This window comes from Kribbella qitaiheensis (genome assembly GCF_014217565.1).
Lineage (GTDB): Bacteria > Actinomycetota > Actinomycetes > Propionibacteriales > Kribbellaceae > Kribbella > Kribbella qitaiheensis_A.
Genome location: NZ_CP043661.1, coordinates 7,328,259 through 7,340,515 on the forward strand (window position 1 = coordinate 7,328,259; position 12,257 = coordinate 7,340,515).

General features: G+C 67.9%; 12 protein-coding genes and 2 pseudogenes. 8 read left to right on the forward strand and 6 right to left on the reverse strand.

Features of this window, described 5'->3' with window-relative positions; translation table 11 throughout:
* The first annotated feature begins 24 nt into the window (after positions 1 to 24).
* The 4 genes and pseudogenes from F1D05_RS34760 (at position 25) to F1D05_RS34770 (ending at position 3,873) form a co-directional block, all read left to right on the forward strand.
* The gene (locus F1D05_RS34760) at positions 25 to 1,383 is read left to right on the forward strand and encodes a class II 3-deoxy-7-phosphoheptulonate synthase (protein WP_246486212.1); all 1,359 of its coding nucleotides are present in this window, start codon (positions 25 to 27) and stop codon (positions 1,381 to 1,383) included.
* A gap of 59 nt (positions 1,384 to 1,442) precedes the next feature.
* A pseudogene (locus F1D05_RS42400) lies at positions 1,443 to 1,592 on the forward strand (beta-eliminating lyase-related protein); the annotation flags it as partial.
* A gap of 121 nt (positions 1,593 to 1,713) precedes the next feature.
* Complete coding sequence (locus F1D05_RS34765) at positions 1,714 to 2,409, forward strand: beta-eliminating lyase-related protein (RefSeq protein ID WP_281389000.1); 696 nt, start codon at positions 1,714 to 1,716, stop codon at positions 2,407 to 2,409.
* A gap of 486 nt (positions 2,410 to 2,895) precedes the next feature.
* Positions 2,896 to 3,873, forward strand: a complete 978-nt coding sequence (locus tag F1D05_RS34770) for a ribose-phosphate diphosphokinase (protein WP_185444520.1) — start codon at positions 2,896 to 2,898, stop codon at positions 3,871 to 3,873.
* A 269-nt stretch (positions 3,874 to 4,142) separates the two neighbouring features.
* Here F1D05_RS34770 and F1D05_RS34775 read toward each other — a convergent pair whose 3' ends face one another.
* Complete coding sequence (locus tag F1D05_RS34775) at positions 4,143 to 4,775, reverse strand: TetR/AcrR family transcriptional regulator (RefSeq protein WP_185444521.1); 633 nt, start codon at positions 4,773 to 4,775, stop codon at positions 4,143 to 4,145.
* Positions 4,776 to 4,858: 83 nt separating this feature from the next.
* Here F1D05_RS34775 and F1D05_RS43310 point away from each other — a divergent pair.
* The 3 genes and pseudogenes from F1D05_RS43310 to F1D05_RS34785 all read left to right on the forward strand — a co-directional run.
* Positions 4,859 to 5,278, forward strand: a pseudogene (locus F1D05_RS43310) (MFS transporter); the annotation flags it as partial.
* A gap of 4 nt (positions 5,279 to 5,282) precedes the next feature.
* A complete protein-coding gene (locus tag F1D05_RS34780) occupies positions 5,283 to 6,281 on the forward strand; it encodes an MFS transporter (protein ID WP_206686437.1) in 999 nt (332 codons plus the stop codon).
* 26 nt (positions 6,282 to 6,307) lie between these two features.
* A complete protein-coding gene (locus F1D05_RS34785) occupies positions 6,308 to 7,456 on the forward strand; it encodes a flavin-containing monooxygenase (RefSeq protein WP_185444522.1) in 1,149 nt (382 codons plus the stop codon).
* A gap of 587 nt (positions 7,457 to 8,043) precedes the next feature.
* Here the strand turns inward: F1D05_RS34785 and F1D05_RS34790 are convergent.
* Positions 8,044 to 8,694, reverse strand: coding sequence for a TetR/AcrR family transcriptional regulator (locus F1D05_RS34790; protein ID WP_206685962.1), 651 nt, complete (start codon positions 8,692 to 8,694; stop codon positions 8,044 to 8,046).
* Positions 8,695 to 8,723: 29 nt separating this feature from the next.
* Between F1D05_RS34790 and F1D05_RS34795 the strand changes: the two genes are divergently transcribed.
* Positions 8,724 to 9,887, forward strand: coding sequence for an FAD-dependent monooxygenase (locus tag F1D05_RS34795; protein ID WP_185444524.1), 1,164 nt, complete (start codon positions 8,724 to 8,726; stop codon positions 9,885 to 9,887).
* Between the two features lie 46 nt (positions 9,888 to 9,933).
* On the opposite strand, the gene F1D05_RS34800 is transcribed toward F1D05_RS34795, so the two are convergent.
* From F1D05_RS34800 to F1D05_RS34815, 4 genes are all read right to left on the reverse strand, one after another.
* On the reverse strand, positions 9,934 to 10,362 hold the full coding sequence (locus tag F1D05_RS34800; protein WP_185444525.1) for a hypothetical protein: 429 nt from the start codon (positions 10,360 to 10,362) through the stop codon (positions 9,934 to 9,936).
* Between the two features lie 76 nt (positions 10,363 to 10,438).
* Positions 10,439 to 10,909, reverse strand: coding sequence for an SRPBCC family protein (locus tag F1D05_RS34805; RefSeq protein WP_206685963.1), 471 nt, complete (start codon positions 10,907 to 10,909; stop codon positions 10,439 to 10,441).
* Positions 10,910 to 11,070: 161 nt separating this feature from the next.
* Positions 11,071 to 11,379, reverse strand: a complete 309-nt coding sequence (locus F1D05_RS43315) for a zinc-binding dehydrogenase (RefSeq protein ID WP_185444526.1) — start codon at positions 11,377 to 11,379, stop codon at positions 11,071 to 11,073.
* A gap of 427 nt (positions 11,380 to 11,806) precedes the next feature.
* Positions 11,807 to 12,253 carry a hypothetical protein gene (locus F1D05_RS34815; protein ID WP_185444527.1) on the reverse strand — a complete coding sequence of 149 codons (447 nt, stop codon included), beginning with the start codon at positions 12,251 to 12,253 and terminating at the stop codon, positions 11,807 to 11,809.
* Between the last annotated feature and the right edge of the window lie 4 nt (positions 12,254 to 12,257).

Consider the following 12,257-nt stretch of genomic DNA (forward strand, 5'->3'; position numbering starts at 1 on the left):
GGTTCGGGTATGCAATTTGCGACGATGAGTTCTGCGCTGGTGCCTGGGGTTCCGAGTCTGGACGAGTTGCGGGCGCTGAAGCCCCTGCAGCAGCCGGAGTGGCCGAATGCCGAGGCTCTCGAGGACGTCATCGGCCAGCTCAGGAAGCTGCCGCCGCTGGTCTTCGCCGGTGAGTGCGACGACCTGACCACCAAGATCGGCGCCGTCACGCGCGGCGAGGCGTTCCTCCTCCAGGGCGGGGACTGCGCCGAGACCTTCGACGGGGTCACCGCGGAGAACATCCGGGCCAAGCTCCGGGTGCTGCTGCAGATGTCCGTCGTGCTGCAGTACGCCGCGAGCGTGCCGGTGGTGAAGGTCGGCCGGATCGCCGGGCAGTACGCGAAGCCGCGGAGCAGCGGCGACGAGACCCGCGACGGCGTCACGCTGCCGTCGTACCGGGGTGACGCGGTCAACGGGCTCGAGTTCACCGAGAAGTCCCGGATCCCGGACCCGGAGCGGCTCCGCGGGGTCTACAACGCGGCCGCCGCGACGCTGAACCTGACCCGCGCGTTCACCACCGGTGGTTACGCCGACCTGCACCAGGTACACGCCTGGAACACCGACTTCGTGAAGTCCTCGCCGGTCGGGCGTCGCTACGAGCAGTTGGCGTCCGAGATCGAGCGGGCGCTCGCCTTCATGCGCGCCTGCGGTGCCACCGCGGACGAGTTCAAGACGGTCGACTTCTACGCCTCGCACGAGGCGCTGATCCTTGAGTACGAACACGCCCTGACCCGGATCGACTCGCGCACCGAGCAGCCGTACGACGTGTCCGGCCACCTGCTCTGGGTGGGGGAGCGGACCCGTCAGCTGGACGGCGCGCACGTGGAGTTCCTGGCGTCGCTGAGTAACCCGCTCGGCGTGAAGATCGGGCCGACCACGACCCCGGAGTACATCCGGGCCCTGATCGACAAGCTGAACCCGAAGGGCATCGAGGGCCGGCTGACCTTCATCACCCGGATGGGGGCGGGCAAGATCCGCGCCGGGCTGCCGCCGCTGCTGGAGGCGGTCCGCGATCACGGTTCGCCGATCGCGTGGGTCTGCGACCCGATGCACGGCAACACCTACGAGACGCCGAACGGCTACAAGACGCGCAACTTCGACGACGTGATCGACGAGGTGCAGGGCTTCTTCGACGCCCACGAGCAGGTCGGCACCTGGCCGGGCGGCATGCACATCGAGCTCACCGGTGACGACGTCACCGAGTGTCTGGGCGGTGGCGAGGCGCTCGTCGCAGAGGACCTGGTCAACCGCTACGAGACGGCCTGCGACCCCCGCCTCAACCGGCACCAGTCGCTGGAGCTCGCCTTCCTGGTGGCCGAGCGCCTGCGCGCCGCCAAGGCGTGACCATGATCGACCTGCGCTCGGACACCGTCACCAAGCCGTCGGCGGGGATGCTTGCCGCGATGACGAGCGCGCCGCTCGGCGACGACGTGTACGGCGAGGACCCGACCGTCATCGAGCTAGAGGAGACCGTCGCTGGGCTGCTCGGACACGAGGCCGGGCTGTTCACGGTCAGCGGGTCGCTGGCGAATATCCTCGGCGTACGGGCGCTAGCCGCTCCCGGCACCGAGGTGCTCTGCGAAGCGAGCGCGCACATCGCCCGGGCCGAACTGGGGCGCGCACGCCGCGATCAGCGGCATCACCACCCGCACGTGGAGCGCGCCGAGCGGGCAGATCGACCTGGAGCAGATCCGCGCCCTGATCGCCCCGGACCTCGGCCCGTACTTCGTGACGACGGCCGCGGTCTCGGTCGAGAACACCCACAACTTCGGCGGCGGCACGATCCAGACGTCGTACGACGCGCTGGCGGACGAGCTGGACGCGATCGGCCTGCCGCTGCACCTCGACGGCGCGCGACTCTGGAACGCCTCGGTGGCGTCCGGCGTGCCGATGTCCGCCTTCGGATCACGGGCCGCCGCGGCGAGCGTGTGCCTGTCGAAGGGACTGGGCGCTCCGATCGGGTCCGTGCTGGTCGGATCGGAGGAGCTGATCAAGGAGGCCCGCGTCTGGCGCAAGCGTCTGGGTGCCGGCTGGCGACAGGCCGGCGTACTGGCTGGTGCCGGTCTCTATGCGATCCGCAACCACGTCGAGCGGCTGGCCGAGGACCACGCGCATGCCCGGCAGATCGCCGAGATCCTCGCGGACGCCGCGCCCGGTTCGGTCAAGCCTGACCAAGTGGACACGAACATCGTCGTAGCCGACCTCGCCGCCGCCGGCAAGACGGTCGCCGAGGTCGTCGCGGGTGCCAAGGCTGAAGGCATTCTGGTCGGGGGTGTGGGCGCCACCCAACTCCGCCTGGTCACCCACCTCGACGCATCGAGCGCCAACTGCCGCACCGCTGCGGAAACCATCGCCCGCCTTCTCCGCTAGACCGCCCGTCTTCACCGGTGTACCCGGCCGGTTAGATGCGACCTCCGGCCGATTGCCCGGCATGCGGGGGCACCCGGCCGCCCACGGCAGCCGCGATCCACGCTCGGCCGCAACCGTCCACTCGCTCGGGGATGTTGTCGCACGACATCACCGTGAACGGCGGCGTTCCCTCCGTACGCCGGCAGCCGTCCGACCACCCAGGCAAGCAGTGGCCGCCCCGCGCCCTGCGCACGGTCGGTGAGATCGGACGCCTGGTCCACTTCCCGGGGGGACTGCCTGGCTGGGGACCAGTCCGGCCCGAAGCCCCCGCAGAGACGGTCGGGGCTTCCCGGGCCCCGGAGCCCGCAAGCTGGCTGGGGCTGTAGCACGGTGGGCCAGTTCTCCGGCGAGGTGCGGCGGTGTCCGCAGATCGCTGGCTGGTGGCGTGGGGGAGGCGGATGGACGGGTAGGCTCGGCGCTGTCGGGTCACAGCATTCGGGGAGAGCCGTGCGAGAGATCGTCGTGTTCAGCGGTAGTGCCCATACCGGTCTTGCCGACCGGATCTGCGCCGATCTCGGCGTCGGGTTGTCGCCGGTGGAGATCCATCGGTTCAGCAACGACTGCTTACAGGTGCAGTTGCAGGTGAACTGCCGCCAGCGCGATGTGTACATCGTGCAGCCGCTGGTGCCGCCGACGCAGGAGCACCTGATGGAGCTGCTGCTGATGATCGACGCGGCCAGGGGTGCGTCCGCGGCTCAGATCACGGCGGTGATGCCGCACTACGCGTACGCGCGGTCCGACAAGAAGGACGCCTCGCGGATCTCGATCGGTGGCCGGCTCGTGGCCGACCTGCTGGTAGCCGCCGGTGTCGACCGGGTGCTGACGATGGCGCTGCACGCTCCGCAGGTGCACGGGTTCTTCTCGGTGCCGGTGGACCACCTGACGGCGATCGGCGTACTGGCCGATCACTTCCGCGCCACCGACCTGACCAACACGGTCGTGGTCAGCCCGGACCTGGGCAACGCGAAGACCGCGACCCAGTTCGCGCGGCTGCTCGGCCTGCCGGTCGCCGCTGGTAGCAAGCAGAGGCTGTCGGACGACCGGGTGGTGATCGACGCGATCGTCGGCGACGTCGCCGGCAAGCGGGCGATCATCCTCGACGACGAGATCGCGACCGGCGGTTCGATCATCGAGCTCCTCGATCGCCTGAAGGACATCGGCTGCACCGAAGCCGCGGTCGCCACGACTCACGGCCTGTTCGCCGGCAAGGCGGTTGAGCGGCTCCGCTCACACCCGTCGATCACCGAGGTCATCAGCACCGACACCGTGCCCCGCCCCGACGGCTTCCCCGAACTCCAGGTCAGCTCGGTCTCCGGCCTCTTCGCCGCCGCCATCCAGCGCATCCACGACGGTGAATCCGTCAGCAGCCTCTTCGACGGCGTAGACCCAACCCACGCCCCACCCCAACCCAAACTGCCTTTCTAAATTCAGCACGTACGGCGGGAGCACGTCCCGACCGACAGGTAATGGCCGGTCTCAGCTCTCGTCCTCAGGCTCAGCTCAGCTTGATTTCCCCCCGCCTTGAGGACTATTACCTGTCCGTCGGGACGCGCGGGGGGCTAGTACGGCAGCCGTAGCTCGCCGGCAGTCATGTGCCAACTACATCGGTAAGTTGGAACGGGGCCTGATCCGGAGCCCGCAGGCTGACTATCGAGCCGCGTTGAGGGCCATTATTGACTAGAGTGTTCAACTAGTCATTCGCGTTGTGCTAGGAGCATGCCTATCAGGGTCTCGCCCGCCCACTCAGCCCAGGCCTGGCCAGTCCAGCCCTGCTGGTGAGTAAGCAGGTGGTAGGTCTCCGGCGCCAGGACGGCCAGGGCCATGTCGGCGGCGCGTACGGCGTTCAGGCCGGGGTGCAGCGCATGCTTGGCGGCCAGCGCGCCGGTGAACACGGCCAGCACGGTGTGTCGTTGGGAGATGTTGGTGCGCCACAGGTCGGCGATCTCCGGGTCGGTTGCGGCAGCTGAGCGGACGACCTCCAGCAGTGGTTCCACCCGGGCATGAATGTCGGCGGTGATGATGCCCAGCCGACGCAGCAGTTCAGGGGGTGGTGCGGCGAGGGCCTCGGCGATCCCGGGGCGGTCGAGGGTCCCGACCGGGGCGTCGTCGCCTGCGACATCGAGGTCCAGCAGCTCCTTGAGGATCGCTCGCTTTGTCTCGAAGGTGAAGTACAGCGTCTGCACGGCTACGCCGGCCTGGGTCGCGATGGCCTGCATGCTCGTGGCGATATAGCCACGTTCGATGAACAGCTCGCGAGCGGCGGCGAGCATGCGGGCTCGGGTCTGGGCCGCCTTGGCGGCGCGCGCCCCTGGCATGGGCGGTGTCATCAGTGACCTCCTTCGCGGTTGACTGTAGGGCCACTCTAGTGCAATGGTGACTGTAGTGACACTCTAGCGAGAGGAAGGGGCAGATGAATATCCGCACCGTTACCCGTGGCACGGCCGCACTTTTCCTGATCACTGCGGTCGAGCTGGTGATCTTCCTGGACACCACGGTCGTGAACGTCGCTCTGCCGAGCATCGGCGCCGAGCTGCGTCTTGGCGAGGCCGGTCTGGCCTGGGTCACCAACGCGTACCTGCTGGCTTTCGGCGGCTGCATGCTGGTCGGAGGCCGCGCGGCGGACCTGCTCGGCGCCCGGCGGGTCTTCGCCTTCGGGCTGGCTCTGTTCACCTTCGCCTCGGCGCTGGCCGGATTGGCGAGCTCGCACTGGTTGCTCGTGGCGGCGCGCGCGGTGCAGGGCATCGCCGCTGCCGTGACGGTGCCCGCGCAACTGGCGCTGCTGACACGGACGTTCACCGAGCCGGCCGCCCGCCGGCGGGCGTTCGGAGTGTGGGCTGGGATGGGCGCGGGCCGGCGCCGCCATCGGCACGTCGGCCGGAGGGCTGCTCACCGAAGGGCTCGGCTGGCGATCAATCTTCCTGATCAATCTGCCGGTAGGCGTGCTCGCGTTGTTGCTGGTCGGGAAGCTGCTGCCCGCCGACACCCCGCAGGGTGTGCGATCCGTCAGGCGGCTGGACTTACCCGGCGCCGTCCTGGGTACGAGCGGCTTGCTGCTGCTCGGGTACGCCGTCGGCGCGATCGCCGAGCCGGCGATGCGGACCTCGGCCACGATCGCGCTGGTGCTCGCGCTGGTGCTGCTTGCCGGCTTCGTCGTAGTCGAGACCCGCAGCGCGGCGCCGCTGATGCCCCTGCGACTGTTCCGCATCCGCGAGGTCGCCGGCTCCGCTGTCGTCAACGCGCTGGTGGGCGCGGCCCACGTGCCTGCCTTCGCGCTGCTGGCCCTCTACCTGCAAAACACCCAGCACTACGGTCCTACGCAGTCGGGCCTGGCCGTCCTGCCGGTCGCCGCGGCCGGGCTGATCAGTTCCCGCACCGTCATTCCCGCCGCTACCAAGCGCTTCGGCACTCACACGTTGCTGTGGGTCGGCCTCGCGTTGCAGGCGATCGCGTTGGCCTGGTTCGCCACACTGCCCGCCACCGTGAATTACCTGAGCGACGTACTGCCCGCCGCGCTGATCCTCGGTGTCGGTCTGCCCGCCTCGTTCGTCGGAGTCACCGTTCCCGCCGTCACCGCAGTGGACCAGGCCGATGCCGGAGTGACCGTCGGCGTCGTGAATACCGCCCAACGCATCGGATCCGGGCTCGGCGTGACCGCCATCCTGGTTCTGGCCTCCACCGTGACCGGCACGGCCGGTTACTTGGCCGGACTGCAAGTCGGCTTCGCTGCCGCAGCGGCCTTCGCGCTCCTTGGCTGCCTGCTCACCCTGGCCCTGTTGCGACCGAAGGCGACGGCGACACCGCTGCCGCAGCCCGCTGAAGCGGCCCACCGATGAACAGCGACGCACTTCCGAGGGGCGTCATGACCCCCGGCGTCACCATCATCGGAGCGGGCCCGGCAGGTCTGGCGGCAGCCGCCGCCCTACGGCAGCGCAAGATCAATCCGGTCATCCTCGAACAGGGTGATGCGGTCGGCACCTCCTGGCGAAACCGCCACGAAGATCTGCGCCTGAACACCATCCGCTGGCTCTCCGACCTGCCCGGCCTAGCTATCCCTCGACGGGCCGGCCGGTGGGTCAGCAAGGACGACTACATCGACTACCTCGAACGCTTCACCCGGCACATGCAGCTCCAGGTGCACTCCGGCGTCCAGGTCCACCGGGTCGACTCCGTGGCCGGCGGCTGGCGGGTCCTTACGAACAACGGGGACTACCGCAGCCAGCACGTAATTGTTGCCACCGGCCACGACCGCGTCCCCAAAATGCCTCACTGGCCCGGACAAGCAGGCTTTCTCCCGCCGATCCAGCACGTCTCCACCCTGCGTCGCGCCGCCGACCTCGCCGGCCAGCGAGTCCTCCTGGTCGGCGCCGGCAACTCCGGCGTCGAGATCGCCGGCCACCTCGTCAACGCGGGCGTAAAGGATCTCTGGGTGTCGGTCCGCACCCCGCCGACCATCCTGCCCCGGCAGCTGTACGGCGTGCCCTTACACCCCCTCACCCTCGCCCTGGGAATCCTGCCTGAACGGATCCGGGACCGCCTCGTCCGCACGGCGGCGCAGCGGATCTTCGGAGATCTGGGTGCCTACGGACTGCCCAGCCCGCGACAAGGCCCGTTCGAACGCATGCGCACCACCGGCGTCACAGTCGCGATCGACCAAGGCTTCGTTGCGGCTCTCGTCGCCGGCCGACTGCGCGTCGTCAGCGCCATCGACCATCTGGACGGTCACGATGTCGCGTTGAAAGACGGCACCCGACTGCGACCCGACGTCGTGCTGACCGCCACCGGCTACGATCCCGGCCTCACACAGTTGGTCGGACACCTCGACGTCCTTGACGCCGATGGACGCCCCCATTGCGATGCGAGCCAACCGGGATTGTGGTTCATCGGCTACCAGGCGGCGATCGAAGGCACCCTGCGCCGGCACCCCATCGAAGCGCGGCAGATCGCCCAAGCGATCGTCAACGCCCGCATGACAGCCTTGCAGCCTCTAGGCAATCCCGACCGGGTCTAGTCGTCTAGGAAGACTCTGGCCGCGGCAACGAAACCTTCGAACTCACCGCGGTAGCCGAGCACAGATCTGGATAACAGCGTGCACTACGCTCCGTGCAATCGGCGCAGGTCCCACGAACTGGTGATCAGGGCAGGGAGACGGCGGCGAGAGCGACGGCGGAGCCGGCGAAGGCCTCGGTGTTTCGGATGTAGGTCTGGGTACGGACCCAGCGGGGAAGGCGTTCTCGGCGGCTTTGAGGAAGAGGCGACCTCGACGCGGGCGGCGATGCCCTCTATGGTGTCGGCCGCCGTTGCGGTGGTCAGGCCAAGTGCGTCGAGGTCTCGGTGTAACGCGAACCATCGTTCGCGGACACCCCTCGTCAGCCGGTCCCATCAGGGCCGGGGCCACCAGATCCACGCCAAGCAGAAACACAGGACGAGCGGTTCCGCATCCTGGGGTGACGCTGGGTGGGCGGTTGGAGGGTACGCCGGAGTGTGCGGCTCGAGGAGCGGTCGGCGGTTGCCAAGGCGACCACGAATAGCGCCGCCGCCACGGTCGACCTCAGTCGATGAGTCTTCGACCACATCAGTGCCGCTGTCGACTCACGGTCACGGCGCTGTCGGGCGGTCCTGAACGGTGGAGGTGAGGCTGGCTGGGGTGGGATGGAGGCCGTCGAGCACGACAGTGAGGTAGGCGTCGACAAGTGCCTGGGACGGCGGTTGAGAACGAGCGACCGCCAGGGCGGTCTGCCCGATCAAGGTGGTGATGATCCCGGTGGTGATGTCGGTGCGGACCGTGCCGTCGCGACGAGCCCCGTCGACCATCTTCTCGACGACGCTGACGAGATCGACGCGCAGGGCCGTGGTGGCAGGCAGGTCCAGGCCGCCCAGTTGGTCGTTGATGGCGTGGTGCGAGGTCTGAAAGGCGATCAGTTCGCGGAGGAAGATCCGCAGGGCCTCGGTAGGTGTGGTCTCGCCGAGCAGGTCGTGGGCGCGCTGCACCACCGGCTGGAGGAGCCCAGAAACGGCGGCGTCCAGGAGTGCGTCTTTGCCGCCGAAGGCACGTACGACGGTCGCCGCGCCCAATCCCGCCTTCTTGGCGATGGTCTCAACGGTGAGAGAGACACCCGGCTCGGCCAAGAGCTGCATGGCCGCGTCGAGGGCGAGCCGGCGGTTGCGGACGGCGTCGGCCCGGCGCGGGGGTTCGGTGGGTATTGACAACTGGAACGCTCCTTCCACATAATCAACTGGAATCTGCATTCCAGTTATCCTACCGTGAAGGACACCCCATGAACGAGCGGATCCTGATCTCCGGCGCGAGCATCGCCGGTCTGACCCTGGCCCACTGGCTGGCCCGGCACGGTTTCAAGCCCACCGTGGTCGAGCGTGCCCCCATGCTTCGCGGCGGCGGCAACGGCGTGGACGTGCGTGACAACGCCGTCGAGGTGGTAGAGCGGATGGGAATCATGCCCCGGATCCGCGAGCTCGCCGCCGACGTCCAGGGCATGAAGTTCGTCGACGCCGCCGACCGCGCGGTCGCCCGGATCGACATCCAGGACCCGGCCTCCGTCGAGGTGATGCGCGGCGACCTGGTTGCGCTGCTGCACGAGGCGACCGACGTGGAGATCCTGTTCGGCGACTCCATCGTGGGCCTGGAACAGGACGACGACGGCGTGACGGTCACCTTCGACCATGCGCCCGTCCGCCGCTTCGAGCTGGTCGTCGGCGCCGACGGCATGCACTCCAACGTCCGCCGGCTCGCCTTCGGCCCCGAAGAGCAGTTCATCCAGTTCAAGGATCACTACTTCGCCTTCGCCAACACCGACGCCTCGCTCGGCGAGGACCGCTGGGTGACCATGTTCAACACGCCGGGCAAGATGACCGGGATCTACCGGTCCGGCGCCCACTCGCAGGCCAAGGCGTACTTCATGTTCCGCTCCGCGCCACTGGAATACGACCGCCGGAACGTCGCCGCGCACAAGCAGCTGATCAGCGACGTGTTCGGGGACGACACCTCCTGGCAGACCAAAAAGTTGCTGCATGCCGCCCTCGCCGACCCCGACTTCTACTTCGACGCCCTCGGCCAGGTGCAGATGGACTCCTGGTCCAACGGCCGCATCGCGCTCGTAGGCGACGCCGCCTGGTGCGCATCCCCCGCCTCCGGCGCGGGCGCGGAACTGGCCCTGGTCGGCGCCTACCGCCTCGCTGGAGAACTCGCCGCCGCAAGCGGTGACCACCGCATCGCCTTCGCACGCTACGACATCGCGCACCGTCCGCTGGTCGACAAGAAGCAGCAGATCGGCCCCAATGTCCGCCTGATGGTGCCTAAGACCGAAGGTGGCCGATGCGTCCGCGACGTCGTCGCCCGCTCGCCGCTGATGAAGGCCCTCAGCGCGCTTGAGCGCCGCATGCAGGCCAGGAACGCCCGACCACTGCCAGAGTATGTCCGCTAGACCCTGAACTGGCCGAACTTCTTCCCGACGTACTCGGCCATGCTGGTCAGCGAGCCCGCGCCAGATCTGATGAGCTCGACGCGAAGAGGACCGTGTCGGCACGGGTGATGAGGAGGGGGCCGACGTTGCCGCGCCCCTGGAGTGGCTCGTGCGCCTCGGCCGCGCGTTTCCAGCGGGAAGGTGCATGGACGGGCACGAGTTGGCCGGCGGCGGCGGCCTTCGAGGCCGCCGCGCTGTTCCTCGACGGGCTTTGGTGAAGGTGATGCCGAGGGGCGCCGGCCACGGTGATACCGAGGCGCCCGGTCTGGTGCGCGTCCAACTCGACCCAGCTGCCCGAGATGAAGCCGAGGGCTTCTGAACGCGGTGTGCTGACGGCGTCAAATGAGCTGTGCGAGACCGCTGTGCAGCGCGCTGCGGTGATCGGCCGCCTGCTAGCGCGGTTAGTGTCTTCGAACAGGATCCGCCATGACGGCATCTATTCAGCGGTGCCACGTGGCGGCCTGCGCTTCGGTCGGCTCCGTTAGAGCCCACCGCGCCAGCACGACCAACGCCTAGTGCCGTCCTGGAGCATTTGCTGCGACGGATTCGGCGAGGTTCTTCAGCGTCGCGAGCACGGGGTTTTCTTCATCGTTGTCGCCTGTATCTTCACCCGTGATTTCGCGGGGATCTTCCAGTGTGATTGTCAAGTTTGTTTTACCAGCGGCGTCCTCGAGGGTATAGCCCATCGTGAAGTAGTTTTCCGGCTTGTCTTCGAGGTCGGGGCGGGGGGCGAACATGGAGTACCGCAGTTGTGCGGGAGCATCGACGAGGAGCACAGTTCCCCATTGCTCGAACGTGTTGCCTTCCCAGTCGTTGGCGAAACGAATCGGGGAATCTACGGACCAGTCGGTGCTCAGGACACTGCCGTATTGCCATTGCTTGACGTATGCGTGGTCGGTGAGTACTGCCCACACAATTTCTCGGGACGCTTCGATACGGATACTTGATGTGGTTACACGCATGGTTGGGATTTTTCCAATCACTTCTGCTGATGGTTGCTGGCGAGGTGGAGTCGACGATGCCCGTTATTTAGCGGCGCAGTAAGTAGGTGTTTCCATTGCCGGAAGAAAGTTCAGATGGGACAGGGCCTCGAAGGCGTGCGACGAGGGGTCAAGGTTGCTGGACCTCTAGTCATTGCCGACGGTCAGCACGGCCTTACCTCGTACAGTGCGTTCCAGGCCTGAGCGTGGCCGAAGAAGTCCGAGAGCTTCAATTCTGCTACACCCCCGACGTTTCCGTACCATGCGAGGTGGCCGCCTGGAGCCATGCGTCGGATCGCCTGCGCGAGTAGAGGTCCGCCGATGCCGTCGAGGACGAGGTGGAACGGTCCCACCGACTCCTCCTCCAAGGACGTGATCACGCGGTGTGCACCCAGCTCATACGCCTCCTCGATACGGCCGCTGCCACTGACCTGCGCGGTGACCCGAGCACCCGACGCGACAGCTAGTTGCACGGCGAACTGGCCCCACGCCGCCGGTCGCTCCGGTCACCAGGACCTTCCGGCCGAGCAGGGCACCACCCACACGGATCGCGCGCAGCGCGGTCACGCCGGCGATCGGTAACGTCGCGGCCTGTGCGAAGGTGACATTGCCGGGCAACACTGCCGCCCGCCGCACCGGGACCGGCACCCGCTGGGCCCAACCCTCCCAATCGATGTAGCAGACCACGCGCTCATTGACCACTGGGCCGGTCCTGGGCCGGCGGCCCAGCGACGGGCGAGGGCGACGGCGCAGGTTACGGCGGCCCGGAGCATTCGGTGCATATCTTCCCCGATACTGTTGCCTTCGTAACCTGCGGTGCAGCCCACTCGAAGGCCGCTTCTCCGGTGCGGCCTGGTCTCCGTCGATGGTCACCAGCAGATCGATGGTCGTGATTCCGGTTCAGGCGCGGGCCAATTCCTCCGCCATGCGGGCGGTGATGGTGGCCAGCACGCGCGCCGCAGTGGCCAGATCCGCGGGTGCGACCGCGCCGTAGGCTGCCGCCACGATCACGCCGGACTCGGTACGCACCTTGCCGGCCAGGGTCTTGCCCGCTTCGGTGACCTCGACCTGGCTGCCGGACTCGGCTCGCAGCAGGCCGCTGTCGAGCAGGGCGGCCAGGGCGGTGTCGACGTCCGCGGGATTCCACTGGGTCATTCCCGCGATGCGAGCGATCTGTGCGCTCCGCTCGACCGGCTCACCCGCGGCCAGCGTCTGGTTCAAGGTGATCCACTGCTTCTCATCGAGCGTGGTGCCGGCTAGTGCGCGGGTCAGGACCGCGGTGTGATGCTTTTCGGCCTGGCCGATGATCGACGGGGTCAGGGTGGCCGGGCCGGTGGTCGTGGTCATGTCG

Bases quoted from the DNA above. Each gene is read 5' to 3' on its own strand.
- F1D05_RS34760 (WP_246486212.1), top strand. From the start codon at position 25: ATGAGTTCTGCGCTGGTGCCTGGGGTTCCGAGTCTGGACGAGTTGCGG.
- F1D05_RS34775 (WP_185444521.1), bottom strand. From the start codon at position 4,775: ATGACACCGCCCATGCCAGGGGCGCGCGCCGCCAAGGCGGCCCAGACC.
- F1D05_RS34785 (WP_185444522.1), top strand. From the start codon at position 6,308: ATGACCCCCGGCGTCACCATCATCGGAGCGGGCCCGGCAGGTCTGGCG.
- F1D05_RS34790 (WP_206685962.1), bottom strand. From the start codon at position 8,694: ATGCAGATTCCAGTTGATTATGTGGAAGGAGCGTTCCAGTTGTCAATA.
- F1D05_RS34795 (WP_185444524.1), top strand. From the start codon at position 8,724: ATGAACGAGCGGATCCTGATCTCCGGCGCGAGCATCGCCGGTCTGACC.
- F1D05_RS34800 (WP_185444525.1), bottom strand. From the start codon at position 10,362: ATGCCGTCATGGCGGATCCTGTTCGAAGACACTAACCGCGCTAGCAGG.
- F1D05_RS34815 (WP_185444527.1), bottom strand. From the start codon at position 12,253: ATGACCACGACCACCGGCCCGGCCACCCTGACCCCGTCGATCATCGGC.